The organism is uncultured Mucilaginibacter sp. (assembly GCF_913773635.1).
In the GTDB taxonomy this organism is placed as follows: Bacteria; Bacteroidota; Bacteroidia; order Sphingobacteriales; family Sphingobacteriaceae; genus Mucilaginibacter.
In genome coordinates, this window is the sequence record NZ_CAJYGQ010000010.1 from 143,031 (window position 1) to 163,892 (window position 20,862).

A 20,862-nucleotide genomic window follows, 5' to 3' on the forward strand; every position below is an offset into this window, starting at 1 on the left:
CCTAAAACATTGAACATGAAAACTTTAAAGCTATCAATGCTCGCTATATTTATACTTTCATCCACCGCTTGTAAAAAAGACTTTTTACAGCGCGATATTGGTATTCAAACCGATATACAGAAAGTATTTCAAGATCCTATTCTGGCTTCACGTTATGCTGATAACAGCTATACTTTCAGCATCAACGATTATGGTCGTTTAAGCGGTTACAAGGGCATGACCTCGCAGTTTAGCGATGAATCAATTGCCAACAATGCGCAAACCGAGGTTGCTGTTATAAACCGTGGCTTGTTTTTAGATGCAGGTGCATCAGACGTGAACAATATTTATACCCAAATGTATCGTGGTATACGTAATGTGAACGTTACCCTGGCCAATATGGACAAAACTCCATGGACGCCCGATTTAAACGCGAATTATATTAAGGGTGAGCAGCTATACCTGCGCGCTTACTTCTATTCTGAACTTATTAAGCGTTATGGTGGTGTTGTGCTTTTAACACAACCGCAGGATTTTACCGAAGCTGCTGACGATAAACCGCGCGCATCATTCGATGAAACGCTTAACCAGATACTTGCGGATTTAGATCAGTCAATAACTCTGTTACCGCAAACCAACGCCGATTGGCCTAACCCTGCTGCACAGGCTAACCGTGCTACAGGTGCGGCTGCTATGGCACTTAAAGCTCGAGTGCTTTTGTTTGCTGCAAGCCCTTTGAACAATCCAACCAATGATGTAAGCAAATGGAGAAAGGCTGCCGATGCTGCATTGGCCATCATCAACTTAAATAAGTTTGGCCTCGAAACAAGCTATGCCAACGTTTTACAGCTATCATCATCACGCGAGTACATACGGATATGGCCGCGCGGTGGACGTTCTTACATCGGTACCTACATCAGCGATTTTTTGGTGCCTATTAGTTATGGAGGTGCGCAGTCTAACTTATCGCCAACACAAAACCATGTTGATTTATATGAGATGAACAATGGTAAGCCCATTACCGATCCAACATCGGGCTACAATGCGCAAGCGCCGTATACCAATCGCGACCCGCGTTTTTATGTAAACATACTTTACAACGGTGCAACATGGCAGGGAAGGGCAGTGCAAACCTGGCAAACCGAACCAAATGCATCGGGCGCCATAACTTACGGTACAGATATAAGTGCAGCTATTTCAATAACTAAAACCAGTTATTACTTAAAGCGTCTTTGGCCCGAAACTTCGCGTTCAGGCTCTACAGCTAGTGCACTGCTAAATTTTGTTTACTACCGTTACGCAGAGGTACTTATTAATTACGCCGAAGCACTTAACGAAGCTGAGGGGCCAACTCAGGCTGTTTATGATGCAGTTGATGCCATAAGGCAGCGTGCGGGTATGCCCAAATTGCCAACCGGTTTAAACCAGGAACAAATGCGTGCACGCATACGCAATGAGCGTGCTGTTGAATTTGCATTTGAGGATATGCGCTGGTGGGACATTTTACGCTGGAAGAAAGGGCCTGAATTAGTTGCACAACCTATGAAAGGTATGAAGGTAATCAGAAATGCAAATAACACTTACACGTATAACGTAGTGGAGCTTCCAACCTTCCGGAAAGTGTTTGAAGATTACATGCATCTGTATCCAATTCCGCGTAACGAGATGAACAAATCATCAGGCGCTCTTAAACAAAACCCAGGCTGGTAATCAATTCGATTTAAATTAACAAGTAACACAACATGACTAAATATATAAAGTGTTTTGGGATGTTTATGAGCTTGTCGGTATCGTTTACCGGCCTTGCGCTACAAGCACAAACACTCAACATAAAAACCTTCAGCGGTAAAATTACCGATGAAAAAGGCGCCGCTATTGACGGCGTTGAAGTTACCGTAATAGGTAGCAGGGTGAGAGCCGGATCTGACAAAAACGGCAGCTTCGCAATCAAAGGCATGTCCGAAGATTCACTATCATTTAACAAAGCAGGTTATAAAGAGCTACGTGTTGCAGGCAAAGACAGGGCAGACATAAGCGTTGTTTTAGCAAAAAGCAACGGTGCCGATTACTTTAACGAGCTGGTTGACATTCCTTTTGCCAAACGCACGCGCCGCGAGCTTAATTATGCTGTAAGTGCATTAAAGACTGATGATTTTCCAAAAATACCGGTAAGTAATCTATCAAGTATGCTTGCAGGCCGGTTCAGTGGTTTACTGGTTCAGCAAACCGGTAACCAGCCGGGTACCGAGAATATTGCTTTCCAGGTTAGAGGGAAGTCATCATACGCGCAAGGTTCAGCGCCTAAATTATTGGTTGACGGGGTTGAGCGCGACTTTAGTGATATGGATATCAATGAGGTTGAAAGCGTAACCGTATTAAAAGATGCTGCTGCCCTCAACTGGTATGGCTTACTTGGCGGCAATGGTGTTATTTTGGTAAATACACGCCACGGTAAAGCCAGACAAGACTTTATTAACTTTGACATTCAAGGCGGATTTCAAAAGGTGGAAAACCTTGTTACGCCGTTGAACTCTTACAAGTTTGCCACTTTATATAATCAGGGCCTTACCAATGCAGGTCAGGCTCCTGCGTATAACCAGGAAGCGCTTGATGCGTACCAAAATCAGTCGAACCCTTATCTGTTTCCCGACAATAATTACATAGACCGGTTTTTGAACAAAACAGCGCCTGTACAACGTTATGCAGTATCATTAGGCGGCGGCAGCGATAAAATACGCTACTTCACTAACGTAAGTTACTATGATCAAAACGGTTTATTTAAAAACACCCAAACCAATGATTATAACTCAAACTTTAATTACAAACGTTATAATTTCAGGGTAAACCTTGATTATGATGTAACTAAAACGCTGAGCTTTTCATTGCTTGCCGGAGTTCGCAGCGAGCGTCGTACCGACCCAATAGGCGGTGGCGGGGGTGGTACAGCAGCTGTTCTTTCGAGCTTATTCACACTTCCACCCAATGCGTTCCCAATACTGAACCAGGACGGAACTTATGGCGGTACATCTGTGTATCAAACCAATCCGTTGGGGCAATTGCAAAACAGTGGTGTTTACAAAGCTATTACCAACGTATTGCTGGCTTCAATTTCAGCCAAACAACGTCTTGATTTTGTAACACCAGGTTTGTCTGCAAACATTTTCTTTTCCTACGACGGTTACGGAAACTATACGCACGGATTCACTCAAAACTATTCAGTAGTAAATCAAACTTTAACACCGTCACAAACTTTCCGAACTCCTGCGGTATTGGCTTACCAGTTTGCCGGTTTTGGAACAAGTACTAAAAATAATGAGGTTTGGGCCGGTTTTGATTATGACCGCACCATTGGCAATCACAAAATTAATGCATCTGCCCGCGCTCAACAAGCTACCAGTGCTGCTGTAGACAGGATTGATTATAATGAGCGCCTATTTGTTGGCCGTGTTGATTACGGATTTAAAAACAGGTATTTTCTTGGATTTACCGGAAGCTACTCCGGATCAGAAAATTATGCGCCGGGCCGCAGGTTCGGCTTCTTTCCGGCGGGTACAATTGGCTGGGTAGTAAGTGATGAAGATTTCCTTAAGCCAAATAATGCGTTAAGCTATTTGAAACTGCGTGCATCATACGGACGTAGCGGTAACATTGGCCCAACTTACGATAGCAATGGTAATTTGGTAAGGTTACCCTACAGGGCATTATTTACGCGTGGTGCCGGGCCAATACTTGGCTCTTCGTTTTCAAGCACCACCACTGCATATGAGGTAAGCCCAACTGGTAATCCGCTAACAACCTGGGAGAAAATTGACAGGCTAAACATTGGAGCTGACATCAGTTTCCTTAATAACTCACTCTATTTAACGGCCGACTACTTTAATGAAACACGTACCGATATTTTGAGTAGTGCTAACCTGCCTGGCATATTAGGTGTGGCGGTAAGTGCGGTAAATTCGGGTAAGGTGAACAGTAAAGGCTTTGATATGAGCCTGCTTTATCAAAAAAACCTAAGCGGTGTAAACTTAAGCTTGAACGGTAATTTTACTTATGCAGCAAATAAGCTGTTAGAGCAATCATTGCCAAGCGGAACCTTATCGTACCAGTCACCATTAGGATATAACATTGGTAACGTTAACGGAGCAGGTAACAAGCGCTATTATCTATCTGACGGATTATTTCAATCGCAAGAAGAAATCAACGCAAGTCCTAAACAGTCTTTATCAGGGCTAGTAGTTCCGGGAGATATACGTTACAAGGATGTAAACGGTGACAACATTATTGATAGCCGCGATGCGGTATCTACTAACTATACCGACGTTCCTAAAGCGTACTACGGTTTTGGATTTAACATCAGCTATAAGTTATTTGATATCAGCGCACAGTTCCAGGGAGTTTACGGCCGTACAATTGACATTCGTTCACTTGTATATTCAGGACCTAACAATTTAAATGGATTATCTCTTGACAGCTGGACACCGGCAACTGCGTCAACGGCACGTTTTCCGCGCATAGCATTAACTGACAATGGAAACAATAACGCTAGTTCAGACTTTTGGTTACGCTCTGGTGATTTTATTAAGTTACGTACTGTAGAGCTGGGATTAACGCTGCCACAGCGCCTTACTTATAAACTCCATATGCAAAAGGCCCGCTTTTTTATAGGTGGCTATAACCTGTTATCATTCTCAAAATTGAAAGATTTGAATATGGATCCCGAAACGCCGTTTGCCGGACGCGGAAACAACTATCCTTATCTTAAGACTTATACGTTGGGTGTTAACGTCAAATTTTAACGCATCAAGTTCATAAAACATGAAAAAGCATTTTAATTATATATACGGCGCTGCTTTGCTGCTTATGGCTCTTTCAGGCTGCAGTAAAGACTTTTTTGAGCCATCTTATACCGAAGGTCCTATTACTGAAGAATCCATCTGGATTACCGACCGCAGGGTACGCGAATACCTTAACCAGGGCTATAATTATTTATTAAGCCGTTACAACCTTGATGCGGCTGGTGCCATGCTATCAAGCGGTAGTGACGAAGCCGTTAATTCCAACCTAAATAGTAACGTTAACTATTTCAATAACGGTACATGGGGGCCTTTGCGCACTTTTGATGACCAATATACCAATATGTATACCGGTTTGAGGGTAGCAAACGTGTTTTTGCAAAAATCTCCTACAAGCACTATTTACCCTGTAAGTGATTTAACAGGTTTACGTGGCGAAGCTTTCTTTTTGCGGGCCATGTATCATTTTGAATTATTTAAGCGATATGGCGAAATTGTATTGGCTACCCGTCCTTTTGAAGTGGGTGAGAACCTAAACCTGCCGCGCAACTCGGTAGATGAGGTAGTAAAAGCCATTACAACAGATTGCGATTCAGCCATTAATCAAATTGCCGCAGCGTCAACACGTGATTGGGATGCTGCTAACTACGGCCGTGCTACTAAAGCCGCCGGCATGGCACTTAAAGCAAAAACGCTTTTGATTTACGCAAGCCCGCTTTATAACACTGCCAATGATTTAACCCGCTGGCAAAATGCAGCTAACGCTGCCAACGCACTTATTGCATTAAACAAGCATGGGTTATTATCAGCAACCGATTATCAAAACCTTTGGGATTACACAAATACGGCAACGTCTTACAACCGTGAAGTGATTTTTGCAACACCGGCGGGCTCTGTAAACACCATTGAGTCGTTTAACGCGCCTATTGGTTTTACAGGTGGCCTTGGCAGGGCAAATCCAACTCAGGATTTGGTTGATGCATTTGAAATGACTAACGGCAAATCAATCACTGATCCAACATCGGGCTATAACCCACAAAACCCTTATGCAGGACGAGATCCGCGCCTTAATCAATTCATTATTACTAATGGTGCTACCTTTAAAACAGGCAGTTTAACCAGGACGGTTGAAACTTTTGAAAACGGATTAGATAATGTGCTTACTAACGTAAATAGTACCAAATCGGGTTATTATATGCGGAAGTTTTTAAGTGGCAACGCTACTTATAACGTAAACAGTATAACAAACGTACGCCGCCCGTGGGTACTCTTCCGCTACGCCGAAGTTCTGCTTAACTATGCTGAGGCTTTGAATGAGGTATCGGGTCCAACAAGTTCTGTTTATGAAGCTGTTAACGCAATTCGTAACAGAGCAAATATGCCATCGTTACCTGCAGGATTAAGTCAATCAGCCATGCGTGATCGTATTCGTAACGAGCGCCGTGTTGAGCTGTGTTTTGAAGAGCAACGATTTTTTGACGTGCGCCGTTGGAAACTTGGTGAAACCTATTTCAATGCCCCTGTGCGTGGCATGCGTATCACTAAAAATGGCACCACTTTAAATTATTCGCCTTTTGTAATTGAAAACAGGGTTTTCAGCGCTAAAAACTATCTGTACCCAATACCTCAGGCTGAAATAGACAAGGCCGACAAGCTTAAACAAAATCCGGGCTACAATTAATATATTTTAATGATTCTGACTTATAATAAATTTTCTGTTGCGGGCAGTGCGCTCGTATTTGCCTGGTTGCTGAATACAACGATTGCCCACGGGCAAACCAAGGTTCCGCAGTTAGGCAAAAACACCGTAAAAGAGGTGATTGCCGCAATGACACTTGAAGAAAAAGCCATGATGGTGATAGGAGGAGGGCGCGACGCTGCGCCCTCAGCCTTCACTGACGGATCAATGGTGGGAAACACAAGCTTTCGTATACCGGGAGCTGCAGGTGTTACTAACGCCATACCGCGATTGGGTATACCGGCAATGGTGCTGGCCGATGGTCCTGCCGGTGTGCGCATGGATGTAAGACGCAAAAATGACGACCACAAATATTTTGCAACCGCTTTCCCTGCCGGAAATACGCTGGCATCAACCTGGAACCCGGAAGTGGTGAAACGTGTTGGCGAAGCTTTTGGTAATGAGGTTAAAGAGTTTGGTGCTGATATCATTTTAGCACCTGGAGTAAACATTCACCGTAACCCATTGGGCGGCCGAAATTTTGAATACTATTCCGAAGATCCTGTACTTACAGGTGAAATTGCTGCTGCTATCATCAACGGAATACAAAGTAATGGCGTAGGCACATCGATTAAGCATTTTGCAGCAAATAACCAGGAAGCAAACCGGGCGGGAGTAAATGCACACATTACCGAGCGCGCTTTACGGGAAATTTATTTAAAGGGATTTGAGATCGCTATTAAAAAGTCCTCTCCCTGGACGGTGATGTCGTCTTATAATTTGCTAAACGGTACCCATACTTCTGAACGTAGAGATTTATTGACAAATATACTTCGTAATGAGTGGAACTTTAAAGGGTATGTAATGAGTGATTGGGGCGGAAAGGCCACAAATTGGGTTGAGCAGGTTAAGGCGGGTAATGACATGATTATGCCGGGCAACAACAGGCAAATACAGCGTATTATATCTGCAGTAAAACATGATTCACTTGATGTTAAAACTTTGAACACAAGCGTTGAAAGAGTTCTTAATATAATAATGCGTTCGCCAAGCTTTAGCGCTTATAAGTTCAGCAACACTCCTGACTTAAAAGCGCACGCCAAGGTTTCGCGTGAGGCGGCTACAGAGGGAATGGTGTTGCTTAAAAATGAAAAAGAAGCGCTGCCCATAAAAAGTACACAAGCTAAAGTTGCCTTGTTTGGCAACATTAGCTATGCACTTATTGCTGGTGGCTGGGGTAGTGGTGATGTAAACAAAGCTTACACCATATCATTGGCTAAAGGATTGACCAATGCAGGGTACACGCTTGATAAAGAATTATCAGACCCTTATCAGCAATACAATTCAAATTACCGTAACTGGAATAAAGAGCTTTTGATAACAGATGAGCTCATTAAGAAAAAAGCCGCTGAATGTGATATAGCCGTACTAACTATAGGCCGAAATAGTGGTGAGACAAAAGACCGCGACCTTGACTATGATTACTATCTGAAACCTACCGAGCTATCCTTAATTGAACGTACGGCTGAAGCCTTCCATCGTCAAAATAAAAAGCTGGTAGTTGTGCTTAACCTTTGCGGACCTATTGATACTAAAGGCTGGCGCGAAAAGGCTGATGCTATCTTGTTAGCCTGGCAACCCGGCATGGAAGCCGGTGATGCAATTGCTGATTTAATGAGTGGAAAGGTAACTCCATCGGGTAAGTTACCTGATACCTTTGCGGATGACTATAATGATATTGCTTCATCTGCAAACTTTCCGGGCTTGCCTTATGATAACCCGTCTGATGTTATACATCAGGAAGACATATACGTTGGTTACCGCTACTTTGACACCTGGAAGGTTAAGCCCGCTTATGAATTTGGTTATGGATTGTCGTACACAACTTTCGGTTTCTCGCCACTTAAGGTTTCATCATCCGTAGTGAAAGATAATTTGAAGGTAAGCTTAACTGTCACCAACACAGGTAATGTTGCCGGTAAAGAAGTTGTACAATTATACCTTTCTGCGCCCGGTAAAATCAGTAACAAGCCAGCACAGGAATTAAAGGCGTTTCATAAAACCAATTTGTTGCAACCGGGCCAGTCGCAGGTGGTAACTTTTGATTTGCCGGTAAATACTTTTGCTTCATTTGATAACATTCAAAATGCATGGGTGGCAGAAGCCGGTGTACATACTTTGAAAGCCGGTAGTTCATCAAGGCAAATAAGGCAAACAGTAGAAATTACTATTCCAAAAACAATAGTGACTCAAAAGGTAAATTCTGTTTTACATCCTCAAACACCCATTGAGGTCATAAAACCTAAATAAAGGATGATTAAAAAGCTTTTTTTGCCAATTGCACTTACTTTGTTACTTATAAATAGTGCTGAAGTTTTGGCGCAAGCTACATTGCGTAAGTCGTTCATTTTAAATGGAAAATGGAGCGTTATTGTGGACTGGTACGGTAGCGGAAACGCTCACGAAATAGCTACCGAAAAACGACCGGTTGCAAAAACGGATTTTGTAGAGTTTTCTTTCGATAACAGTCAAACATTGTATGTACCCGGTGATTGGAACTCTCAACGGCCGGAGTTGAAGTACTATGAAGGCACGGTTTGGTACAAGCGTGAGTTTGACTTTAAACCCCATGCCAATGCACAAGCGTATCTTCACTTTGGTGCAGTGAGTTACCGTTCAGAGATATTGTTGAACGGCATTAAATTAGGCGAGCATGAAGGAGGTTTTACATCCTTTACCTTAAACGCTTCAAAAGCCATTAAAACCGGGCGTAATGTTTTAGTGCTTAAAGTAAACAATGAACGAAGGGAAGATGCCATTCCCGCCCGTAAGTTTGATTGGTGGAATTATGGCGGCATAACACGAAGCGTATGGATTGATGAAAAGCCGGCTAATAACATCAGTGATTTTTTTTTTCAATTAAAAAAGGGATCACTCAAAGAATTACAAGGCTTTGTACAAACTTCTGAGCATAAAAAGCAACAGGTAATTGTTGAGATACCCGAAACAAGGTTTAAAAAAACTTACACAACCGACACAAGCGGAAAGGTAGTGTTTACCGCAAGTGCTAATTTGAAATTGTGGTCGCCAGCAAAGCCAAAGCTTTATACGGTTAAGGTTTACAATGCTGCAGATACCCTTACAGATGAAATCGGTTTTCGGTCGATTGAAGTACAGGGCACCAATATACTGCTAAATAAAAAGCCTGTCTTTCTACGTGGTATAAGTTTCCATGAAGAGATTCCGCAACGCGCCGGCCGCGCTTACGGAGAAGCTGACGCACGCACGTTGCTAACGTGGGCAAAGGAGCTAGGGTGCAATTTTGTTCGCTTGGCTCACTACCCACAAAGCGAAGAAACCGTTAGGCTAGCCGAGAAGATGGGCTTAATGATGTGGGAGGAAATACCGGTTTGGCAAGGTATTCAATTTACTAATCCGCAAATTTTGCAAAAGGCCAACCATATGCTTGCAGAAATGATTGCTCGTGATAAAAACCGATGCGGTATTATCATCTGGAGTTTATCAAACGAAACGGCTCCATCGCCGCAGCGTAACAGTGTGTTAATGCAAATGGCATCTGATGCTCGCAAAGCTGATCCAACAAGGTTAATATCTTCTGCATTTGATCATTTTAAGTATAATGGAAATCAAATACTTATTGATGATCCATTAAGCGAAAGCTTAGATGTTTTAGCAGCAAATAAGTATATGGGATGGTATGCCAAATGGCCGTCAGAACCAGGCAACGTGGAGTGGAAAAGTAATTTTAACAAACCTCTTATCATATCAGAGTTTGGTGCTGAGGCACTATATGGTAACCACGGATCAAAAGACACGGCAAGTTTATGGACTGAAGAATACCAGGAACAGCTTTATAAAGACAACATAAGCATGTTCAATAAAATTCCTTTTTTGCGCGGCGTTTGCCCGTGGATACTTGCCGATTTTAAAAGCCCGGCGCGTATGCACGCACAATACCAGGAAGGATGGAACCGTAAGGGTCTGCTATCTGACAAGGGCTTTAAAAAAAGGGCCTGGTATATTATGAATGAGTATTACAAACAGCTTGAAGCTAAACCGCTGCAAGTGAAAAACAAATAAAACTACTATTGATGCACAAATTAAGTATAGGCGTTTTGAGCCTTGCGCTTGCCGGTATGCAGCTAAGCGCAGTTGCACAACGAAAATCTGTTAATCAGCGCGTTGATTCAGTTATGCGGTTAATGACGCTTGATGAAAAAATAGGCCAGCTAAACCAATACTCGGGCAGGGAAGTAACAGGCCCTTTGGTTAAGCAAAACGCCAATATGTTAAATGATATTAAGCTAGGCCGCGTAGGTTCAATGCTTAACGTTCAAGGTGTTAAAAATACCCGGCAGGTGCAGGAGGTAGCCATGCAATCGCGCCTGAAAATTCCATTGCTGTTTGGTATGGACGTTATACACGGCTACAAAACTATCTTCCCGGTTCCGTTAGCCGAGTCTGCAACCTGGGATATGGATCTTATAGGTCTTTCGGCACACGTAGCAGCAAAAGAAGCTGCGGCTGTAGGTTTGCACTGGACGTTTGCACCAATGGTTGATATAGCCCGTGACCCGCGCTGGGGACGTATAATGGAAGGCGCTGGTGAGGATACCTATTTAGGTAATGAAATAGCGAAGGCTCGTATCATTGGCTTTCAGGGTAAAAAGCTTGGCGGGTTAGATGCGGTAATGGCCTGCGCTAAACACTTTGCTGCATACGGTGCAGTATCATCAGGGCGCGACTATAATGATGTTGAAATGAGCGATCATCAGCTTTGGGAAACCTATCTACCGCCATTTAAAGCGGCTGTTGATGCCGGTGCTGCGACGTTTATGAGCTCATTCAATACATTAAATGGTGTGCCCGCTGCAGCAAGCGACTATCTTCAACGTGATATACTGAAAGGGAAATGGAATTACAGTGGCTTTGTTGTTAGCGATTGGGGGTCAATAGATCAAATGATAAAATGGGGTTATGTGGCTGATAAAAAGGAGGCGGCTTTGAAGGCCATTCTCTCGGGCTGTGATATGGACATGATGAGCTACAGCTACTTGGAACATTTAAAAGATTTGGTTAGCTCTAAAAAAGTAAGCGTCAAAATAATTGATGATGCAGTGAAGCGCATTCTTGCCAAAAAGTTTGAACTTGGTTTGTTTGATGATCCGTACCGGTTTTGCAACGAGGAACGCGAAAAAGCCGAATTAAATAACCCAGAACACGTAAACGCAACACTTAAGGTTGCTCAAAAATCAATAGTGCTCCTTAAAAATCAGGATGCTTTACTTCCAATTAAGCAAAGTGTAAAAAGTATCGCACTCATAGGCCCTTTGGGCGATTCAAAACGTGATATGCAGGGTGCATGGGCGGGTGCAAATGATGCTGATCGGGTGGTTACATTGTTAAAAGGTTTACAGCAAAAATTGGGTAATAATGTTCGTATAAACTTTATAAAGGGTGCCACCATTAAAACCAACGATACTACCGGTATTGCTGAGGCTGTTAAAATAGCCAAGGATGCTGACCTTGTGATTATGGCTTTAGGTGAGGCTTATGATATGAGCGGCGAATCAAGATCAAGAGCCGACATAGGCTTGCCTGGTAAACAAAACGAGCTATTTAACGCAGTACAAGCCACCGGTAAACCTGTTGTTGCTGTTTTAATGGCAGGCAGGCCACTTACTATCAATAACATTGCTGATAAGGCGAAAGCAGTGGTTTATGCATGGTTCCTGGGTGACCAGGCTGGCAATGCCATTGCGGATGTGCTTACCGGCAAGGTGAATCCGTCCGGAAAGCTGCCCGTTACATTCCCGCGTTCAGTTGGCCAAATTCCATTAACTTATAATGATTACAAAACCGGTCATCCGTATAATGCTAATGTATTCCAATATCAAACAGGTTATATTGATCTTCCAAATTCGCCGCTTTATGCATTTGGTTATGGGCTTAGCTATACAACCTTCAAGTATTCCGACTTAAAGCTTAGTAGTACCGCGATGGATAAAAAAGGGAAAATCACCGCGTCATTTACGTTGACTAATACCGGTACAACAGCCGGCGAAGAAGTAGTTCAGTTATATGTTCATGATCCTGTTGCATCAGTTGTACAGCCAACAAAAAAACTCAAAGGCTTCCAAAAAGTAACCCTCAGTCCGGGCGAATCAAAAACAATCAGCTTTAATATTAATAATGAAACGCTGGCCTTTTACAATCAACAATTAAAATGGGATTCGGAGCCGGGCAAATTTAAACTCATGATTGGCGGCTCATCTGATAAGCTTGAGCTGCAAGCAGATATAGAACTTAAATAGCGCAGCCCGATATGACATTTTATACAAAATTTATAGTAACGCTGGCGCTTGTGTTTGCAGTTGGTGTTCATATTCTTTCCGCTCAAACAACCAGTCACAAGGATAGTCTTATCAATTTCGATTGGAAGTTTTATATAGGAGATAATGCTGCAGCAAAAGAAAAATTATTTGACGATAAAAAGTGGCAAACCGTACACCTACCTCATGATGGCAGCATAGCAGGAGGTTTTGACACTGTAAGCGGCACACGCCAAAATGGTTTCCGTCCGCGACACATTGGCTGGTACCGTAAAATGCTGTTTGTGCCTGCAAGCGCTAAGGGCAATATTATTAGCCTCGAATTTGAGGGTGTATACCGTGCTGCCGAAGTATGGGTTAACGGAATGCATTTGATTAAACATTTAAACGGCTACACGGGCTTTACCCTTGATGTTACTAAATACGTAATACCGGGTCAAAATAACCTTATTGCAGTAAGGTATGATAATACTTACAAGCAAAGTTCACGCTGGTACACGGGTGAGGGTATATACCGCAATGTTTGGCTGCACTTGAGAAACCCATTGCACATACACGAAAACGGCACTTACATAACAACTCCCTTTGTTGGAGATGGTATAGCAAAAGTGTCGGTACAAACAGAAGTAAGCAACACAGCTAATAGTGCAATTACTGCTACTTTAAAAACGGTTATTCTTTCTCCCGGTGGCAAAGAAGTGCAATCAATGTTAAGTACGGTTCCATTGCGTGCGCAAGAGACTTATAAATTTCAGCAGTATACCACTATTCAAAACCCGGAAATTTGGGATGTGCTTAAACCCAACCTTTACGTTGTAAGAAGTTATTTGAGCGTTGGCAGCAATCAAACTGATGGGTATAACAGCCGTTTTGGCATTCGTACAATTGATTTTACACCTGAGCAGGGCTTTTTACTTAATGGCAGAAAGGTGTTTTTAAACGGTGTAAATATTCACCATGATTTAGGCCCGCTTGGTGCTGCTGCGTTTGATAAAGGTTATAAACGCCGCCTGCTTGGGCTCAAAAAAATGGGTGTTAATGCTATAAGACTGGCACATAATCCATATACAAAATCGGTGCTTGATATGTGCGATGAAATGGGCTTATTAGTTTTTAACGAAGCCTTTGACAAGTGGAGTAGCGAATACTATGGACCGGGTGAAGACTTTAAAAAACATTGGCAGCCCGACTTAGGCTGGTTCATAAAGCGTGACCGCAATCATCCAAGTGTATTTATTTGGAGTGTGGGCAATGAAGTGGCAGTTAAGCAGGAGTACAAAGATTCGGCATTTGTGTTACAGCTCAACAAGATGGTTGAATTTGCCCACCAGGCCGATCCGTCACGCAAGGTAACCTCTGGGCTTTACCCTTCGCGTGATGAAGACAGCCCGGCACCGATGGCTTTTCATATGGATGTAATGAGTGACAATTACATGTCGAGGTTTTACAAACGCGATCATCCAAAATTTCCGCAACTCATATTCATAGAAAGCGAAATGACCACTGATAATGGTGGCGAAAACTTTTTCAATTATGATCATAGTTATGCTTGCGGCCAATTTTATTGGGGCGGCACAGATTACATTGGCGAATCATTTAAATGGCCGTCAAAAGGGTGGAACGGCTTAATTGACTGGTGTGACTTCTGGAAACCTATCACGTACTACATCCAAAGCCTCTATAGCGATGAGCCTATGGTAAAGGTTGCAGTGTTTGATGCGTCGGCAAGCGAATCGCGTGTATGGAACGATGTGTTTATGAACACCATTAAAATGAGCGATAGCTGGAACTGGAAACCCGGCCAAAAACTTACCCTTTACACCTTTACTACAGGTGACGAGGTGGAGTTATTTGTAAACAACAAGTCGGTAGGTGTAAAATACATGAAAGACTTTCCAAAGCATAAAATAAGCTGGGAGGTTAATTATGAGCCGGGTACCATAAAAGCTGTGGCCCGCAAAAACGGTATACAAATTGCAACCGACGAAGCCAAAACCACCGGTAAGGCTGAGCGTATTGTTCTTCAAACTGATTCTGCTCATTTTAATGCCAACGGGCTTGACCTTGCCTATGTAACTGTAACCGTGGTTGATAAAGATGGATTGGTTGTACCTGAGGCTAACAACAGCATAAATTTCAAACTATCGGGCGAAGCTACTTTAGCAGGAGTAGCAAACAACGATCGTATGAGCGATGAGCATTTTGTAGCTAACCACAGAAAGGTAAATGATGGCAAATGTTTGGTAGTATTGCGTAGTACACGTAAGAGTGGCAAAGTGAAACTTACTGCTTCGGCAGCCGGCCTTGAGGATGCATCATTAAGTCTTACCGCAAAATAAATTTAAGTAAATACCTGATGAAGAAATACATATCAATTGTAGCACTGCTTTTTATGTGCGCTGCCACAAAAGCGCAAAATAATAAACGTATAACAATAGAAACAGACCACGTTTCAATGGTTTTTAGTGTTGGCAAAAACGGCAGGGTATATCAAAATTATTTGGGGGCGAAGCTGCTGAATGCTGCCGATAACGCAACGCTGCCACAAGGTAAGGAGGTGTATGTATGTGGTGGAATGGAAGATTCATTTCAACCGGCCATTCGTGTAACACATACAGACGCAAATCCATCACTTGAACTACTATATACCGATCAAAAAGCCGAGCGACCAATAGCAGGCTGTACTGAAACGGTTATAACACTTAAAGATCCAAAATACCCGGTAACGGTTAAGCTGCACTACCAGGCTTTTACTAAAGAGGATGTCATAAAAAGCTGGACAGAGATCATTAACGGAGAGAAGGGTGAGATTACCTTAAATGACTATGCTTCTTCCATGTTAAACTTTGATGCCCGCGAGTACTGGCTAACTCAATATCATGGCGATTGGGCTGCCGAGATGAAGATGCAGGAATCAAAGTTAACCAGTGGCATTAAGGAAATTGACAGCAAGTTGGGTACGCGTGCGGCTATGTACCAAAGTCCGTTGTTTCTGCTATCGTTGGGTAAGCAGTCTGACGAAACCAGCGGCGAAGTAATTGCTGCAACTCTTGCCTGGACAGGTAATTTCAAGTTTCATTTCGAAACAGATCAAAATAACGCGTTGCGGGTAATATCGGGCATTAATCCCTATGCATCAGCATATCGTTTAACAGCGGGTAAAACATTTACTACGCCGGCATTTATTTTCACTTACTCGGCAAACGGCAGAGGGCAGGCCAGTCGTAATTTACACAAATGGGCGCGTAATTACGATGTTATGGACGGTAATAAACCCCGCCTTGTATTACTAAACAATTGGGAAACCACCTTTTTTAACTTTGATGAGCAAAAGCTCAGTGGCTTATTTGACGATGCTGCTAACCTTGGAGTTGATTTGTTTTTGCTTGACGATGGCTGGTTTGGTAACAAATATCCGCGCAGCAACGACAAGGCAGGTTTGGGAGACTGGCAGCCCACCAAAATTAAATTACCCAATGGAATTGGTAATCTTATTAAACAAGCCGAAGCTAAAGGAACAAAATTTGGAATATGGATTGAGCCCGAAATGGTTAATCCTAAAAGTGAACTTTACGAAAAGCACCCCGATTGGGTACTCCGGTTGCCAAACCGCGCCGTAAATGAGCAAAGAAATCAAATGGTGCTGGATTTGGCTAACCCAACGGTGGCAAATTTTGTGTACCAAACCATGGATGACCTGATTAGTAAAAATCCTGGGCTTGGATTTATTAAGTGGGATTGTAACCGCCTAATGACCAATACCTGGTCGCCGTATTTGAAAGATAAGCAATCAAACCTGTACGTTGATTATGTACTAAATTTATACAAGGTATTTGAACGCTTACGTGCAAAGCACCCGCATTTGCCTATCATGTTATGTTCGGGCGGAGGGAGCCGTATAGATTACGAAGCACTTAAATACTTTACCGAGTTTTGGGCCAGTGATAATACCGATCCGTTAGAGCGGGTTTACATGCAATGGGGCTACAGCAGTTTTTACCCGGCCAACGTGGTGGCAAGTCATGTAACATCGTGGGGAAAGCAGTCACTTAAATTTCGTACCGATGTAGCTATGATGGGCAAATTGGGTTACGACATCGACGTCAAAAAAATGACACCTGATGAACTGGCGTTTAGCAAGCAGGCTATCAAAAATTATAAACGCTTAAGCAACGTAATTTGGTACGGAGATTTATATCGTCTTATATCGCCTTATGAAGAAAGCCGTGCCGTACTCATGTATGTTGATAGTGCTAAAGCCAAAGCTGTTGTATTTAATTACAACCTTAACATCCGCGAACGCGAAACAGTTAATAGGGTGAAATTGCAAGGACTTGACGCTGCCAAAAGATATAAGGTGGAAGAAATAAATGTAATGACAGGAGCTAAGCCAATTTTGCCTGATAATGGCCGCATTTACACGGGTGATTTTTTGATGAAGGTAGGGCTCGACTTAAATAGCTGGCATTTGAAGGCTTTAACAAGTTCAATTGTTGAAATTACTGCTCAATGATTTGTATAACATAATGTTAGCACAAAATTATATCTTACTTAAAATATTAAAACAAGGTACTTTTTCGTCATTTGGCGAAAAAGTACCCCCTAAATGGTTGATTTATGGGGCTTATGGTGAGCTTATACTCAACAAATTTGCTTCACCAGTTAATAATTGCAAACCAAACAACCATTTAATTATGACAGAAATTTTTTTACGTCATCACTCCAAAGGTTTTTTTAAATCATCTCATCTGAATCATTTGCCGGCAACGTCACATAAACGTTGTTGCTGCAACCAAAAAGCTTTCTGATCCTGAGGGTTTCAAAACCCTACTCACTGCTATGTATTGGATTACCCAGCCGTAAAGCAGGGTAGTACTCTTCACTGCTTTTTAGGCGGTAAGCTATTCTATTGTTTAAATTTTAGTATTCCAAATGGTAAAAAAACACCCGATTATGGATAGTTACAATTCCTCACCTCTGTGAGACAAACACAAACTAATCACACAAACCCCCAAAAAAATTCCTTAATGAGAAAAGAATTATACAAAGAACTTAAAAGCTGGCTTATGCTCATTATGCTAATGCTGGCGGCCAGTTATGGCTTTGCACAAAATAACATCAAAGTTACAGGTAAGGTTACTGATTCGGGCAAAGCAGCCTTAATTGGCGTATCAGTTATTGTTAAGGGAAGCAATAACGGTACACAAACAAATGCCGAAGGTAACTACACCCTACAAGCCCCAGCGGGTGCTACATTGGTATTCACCTACGTTGGGTTTGATGCCCAGGAAATAAAAATCGGATCATCAGGCGTGGTGAACGTAACTATGGCCGGTGATAAAGTGCTCGACCAAATGGTTGTCGTAGGTTACGGCTCGGCAAAAAAGAAAGATCTTACCGGTGGTTTGGCTGTGGTGGGTAAGGAGCAGTTGAGCCTGGTATCTACCCCAAACCTTATGGATAGGTTGGTTGGGCAGGTTGCAGGTTTTAACATTACCACTACAAATGCAGCTCCAGGTCAGGATCAGTCGTTACTTATACGCGGCGAAAACTCACTTTCTGCAAATAACTCACCTTTAATTGTATTAGATAATATTCCATACAGCGGCTCATTGGTGGATATAGATCCTAATAACGTAGAAAACATTACGGTGCTTAAAGATGCCTCAGCAGTAGCTATTTATGGTTCTCGCGGCTCAAACGGGGTAATCCTCATTCAAACTAAACGTGGTATGGTTGGTAAGCCGCAGGTTACATACCGTGGCCAGGTAGGTGTGGCCGAGCCCATGCAGCGCATAGATGTGATGGGACCAAATGAGTTTATTCGTTTTCAGCAAGATATTGGCCGTTTGAGGGAAAATTACAGTGGTGATGCGCTTGACCCAATTGCTGGTGGAATAATATCAGTGTCGGAGCGTGATAACTACTTAAAAGGCATCACTAATGACTGGCAAAGCTACATTTTCCGGCGCGCTATCACTACCGATCATCAATTAAGCATCTCGGGTGGTACCGAGAGCACCAAATATTTGGCTTCAGCCGCTGCTTTGAAGCAAGACGGGGTTGTTTACAATTCTAAACTAACCCGTATCAACATCACAGCCAATATTGACCAAACATTTAACAAATGGCTTACCATTGGTATTGGTACCCAATTTACCCAGCGTAGCGATGGCGGTGTGCAACCCAATATAGAGCATGCTATTAAACAGAGCCCTTACGGTAAATACAAAGATGCATCGGGTTATTATGTTCCTGAGCCAATGGAGTACTCACTTATAGTAAATCCTATGCGTAATGTGAATGCCGATCAGGACCGGATTAACCGCAACTTCTTCCTTTCGGGCTACGCAAATATTTTGCTACCGGTTAAAGGCTTGTCTTTCCGGTCAAATTACGGCTTTAATTACCGTAGCGGTTTTACAGGTACTTATTACGGCCGCGATACCTTCGATGGTCGGGAGCAGGCCGGCTTAGTGGGCGGGCGTGCAACCATCAGCAACAATCATTACAATGATTACACTTGGGAGAATATACTGAAATATGAGCGTCAGGTGGGTGAGCACCGCTTTGATGCCACCGGGCTTTTCAGTATGCAGCAAACTAAAAGTACCGGCTCATCACAAACCGGCGAAGGCTTCGTAACCGATGAAACGAGCTATTTTATGATGAATACCGCCGCGCGTAATATATCCAATACCTCGAGCTTGTCTGAAACTGCATTGCTTTCATACATGGGACGCTTAAATTATTCATTCAAAGGAAAGTATATAGCCACACTTACAGGCCGTTCTGATGGTGCTTCGGTATTTGGTATCAATAATAAGTATGCGTTTTTCCCATCGGCTGCATTAGCTTGGCATATTGGCGAAGAAAGCTTTTTAAAGAATAAGGTAAACTGGCTAAACATGCTAAAGTTACGCCTTTCATATGGTGCCAATGGTAACCAAGCCATTACGCCTTACCGCACGCTCGATCGTTTGTATTCAAGCGTCAAATACATTTGGGGCGATGGCGGTACCGCCGTTAACACTGCATACCTTGCAGGTGATGGTGTGGGCAACCCTAACCTGAAATGGGAAACCACTTATACCGGGAACATTGGCGTCGATTTCCAATTATTTAATAACCGTGTAAGCGGTAGCTTAGATGTTTACCGTTCCCGCACAAAAGATTTGTTGATGACCCGTACAGTGCCCATCATGAACGGCTACAGCCGTATATGGGACAACATTGGTGAAACTCAAAACCAGGGTTTAGAGTTGAACTTAAATACGACTAACATCAACAACAAAAACTTCAAATGGAACACCACTGCTATTTTCTCCTTCGATAGAGATAAAATCATAGAGTTACGTGGCGATGGCCTTGATGACATAAACAACAACTGGTTTATAGGAAAGCCGCTACGTGTATTTTATGATTATAACATGATAGGAATATGGCAACGTGGCGACCAGTACTTTTATACCGATGCAAATGGCAGTCAGCGTGAAGCACAAACCGGTGCCGCTCCGGGTTCGGCCAAGTTAGAGGATGTTGACGGTAATGGTTTTATTAACGCCGCCGACCGTAAAATCATCGGCTCAAGAATGCCTCGCTATACGGCATCGTTGGCAAACAGGTTCACTTACAAAAACTTCTATTTATCAGCCTTGCTCACCGGAACTTTTGGCGTGTGGCGTGATGATAACATGGCCAACCTTGGGTCGTGGACTTTTGGTATAACCAATTACGTGCATAATGCTAATTACTGGACTCCTGAAAACCCCGGTGCAACCATTGTATCTCCGGGATACAATAACGGCTTTGGTCACGGTTTCTATAAAAAGGTAAACTACGTTCAAGTTAAAAACATAACGTTTGGGTACCGCATACCACAAAATATTGTAAAAAAACTAGGCGTAAGTGGTATTGAAACCAACCTGAGTGTAAACAACCTATATACGTTCTCTAACATTAGGCAGGTACTCAATTATGATAATACATGGATGGCCTCATACCCAACCGCACGATTACTGATGTTTGGTTTAAACGTAAATTTTTAACGGCAAAACACACG

At 42.8% G+C, this 20,862-nt stretch carries 9 protein-coding genes; all 9 read left to right on the plus strand.

Annotation, left to right across the window (positions count from 1 at the left end; all coding sequences use genetic code 11):
- The first annotated feature begins 15 nt into the window (after nucleotides 1-15).
- Nucleotides 16-1,689, plus strand: coding sequence for a RagB/SusD family nutrient uptake outer membrane protein (locus QZ407_RS12820; protein ID WP_295771700.1), 1,674 nt, complete (start codon nucleotides 16-18; stop codon nucleotides 1,687-1,689).
- A 32-nt stretch (nucleotides 1,690-1,721) separates the two neighbouring features.
- Nucleotides 1,722-4,772, plus strand: coding sequence for a SusC/RagA family TonB-linked outer membrane protein (locus tag QZ407_RS12825; RefSeq protein ID WP_295771702.1), 3,051 nt, complete (start codon nucleotides 1,722-1,724; stop codon nucleotides 4,770-4,772).
- 19 nt (nucleotides 4,773-4,791) lie between these two features.
- A complete protein-coding gene (locus QZ407_RS12830; RefSeq protein ID WP_295771705.1) occupies nucleotides 4,792-6,450 on the plus strand; it encodes a RagB/SusD family nutrient uptake outer membrane protein in 1,659 nt (552 codons plus the stop codon).
- Nucleotides 6,451-6,459: 9 nt separating this feature from the next.
- A complete protein-coding gene (locus QZ407_RS12835; protein ID WP_295771707.1) occupies nucleotides 6,460-8,757 on the plus strand; it encodes a glycoside hydrolase family 3 N-terminal domain-containing protein in 2,298 nt (765 codons plus the stop codon).
- A gap of 3 nt (nucleotides 8,758-8,760) precedes the next feature.
- Entirely contained in the window at nucleotides 8,761-10,548 is a 1,788-nt protein-coding gene (locus QZ407_RS12840; protein ID WP_295771709.1) for a glycoside hydrolase family 2 TIM barrel-domain containing protein, read from the plus strand.
- A gap of 11 nt (nucleotides 10,549-10,559) precedes the next feature.
- Nucleotides 10,560-12,782 (plus strand): glycoside hydrolase family 3 N-terminal domain-containing protein, encoded by a 2,223-nt coding sequence (locus QZ407_RS12845; protein ID WP_295771711.1) that lies wholly within the window; start codon nucleotides 10,560-10,562, stop codon nucleotides 12,780-12,782.
- Nucleotides 12,783-12,793: 11 nt separating this feature from the next.
- Entirely contained in the window at nucleotides 12,794-15,139 is a 2,346-nt protein-coding gene (locus QZ407_RS12850) for a glycoside hydrolase family 2 TIM barrel-domain containing protein (protein WP_295771713.1), read from the plus strand.
- Between the two features lie 17 nt (nucleotides 15,140-15,156).
- Entirely contained in the window at nucleotides 15,157-17,313 is a 2,157-nt protein-coding gene (locus QZ407_RS12855) for an alpha-galactosidase (RefSeq protein ID WP_295771715.1), read from the plus strand.
- Between the two features lie 514 nt (nucleotides 17,314-17,827).
- On the plus strand, nucleotides 17,828-20,848 hold the full coding sequence (locus QZ407_RS12860; protein ID WP_295771717.1) for a TonB-dependent receptor: 3,021 nt from the start codon (nucleotides 17,828-17,830) through the stop codon (nucleotides 20,846-20,848).
- The last annotated feature ends 14 nt before the right edge of the window (nucleotides 20,849-20,862 follow it).

Excerpts from the sequence above, each read along its gene's own strand:
- QZ407_RS12830 (WP_295771705.1), top strand. The coding sequence starts at position 4,792 with ATGAAAAAGCATTTTAATTATATATACGGCGCTGCTTTGCTGCTTATG.
- QZ407_RS12850 (WP_295771713.1), top strand. The coding sequence starts at position 12,794 with ATGACATTTTATACAAAATTTATAGTAACGCTGGCGCTTGTGTTTGCA.
- QZ407_RS12820 (WP_295771700.1), top strand. The coding sequence starts at position 16 with ATGAAAACTTTAAAGCTATCAATGCTCGCTATATTTATACTTTCATCC.
- QZ407_RS12860 (WP_295771717.1), top strand. The coding sequence starts at position 17,828 with ATGAGAAAAGAATTATACAAAGAACTTAAAAGCTGGCTTATGCTCATT.
- QZ407_RS12835 (WP_295771707.1), top strand. The coding sequence starts at position 6,460 with ATGATTCTGACTTATAATAAATTTTCTGTTGCGGGCAGTGCGCTCGTA.
- QZ407_RS12855 (WP_295771715.1), top strand. The coding sequence starts at position 15,157 with ATGAAGAAATACATATCAATTGTAGCACTGCTTTTTATGTGCGCTGCC.
- QZ407_RS12845 (WP_295771711.1), top strand. The coding sequence starts at position 10,560 with ATGCACAAATTAAGTATAGGCGTTTTGAGCCTTGCGCTTGCCGGTATG.
- QZ407_RS12840 (WP_295771709.1), top strand. The coding sequence starts at position 8,761 with ATGATTAAAAAGCTTTTTTTGCCAATTGCACTTACTTTGTTACTTATA.
- QZ407_RS12825 (WP_295771702.1), top strand. The coding sequence starts at position 1,722 with ATGACTAAATATATAAAGTGTTTTGGGATGTTTATGAGCTTGTCGGTA.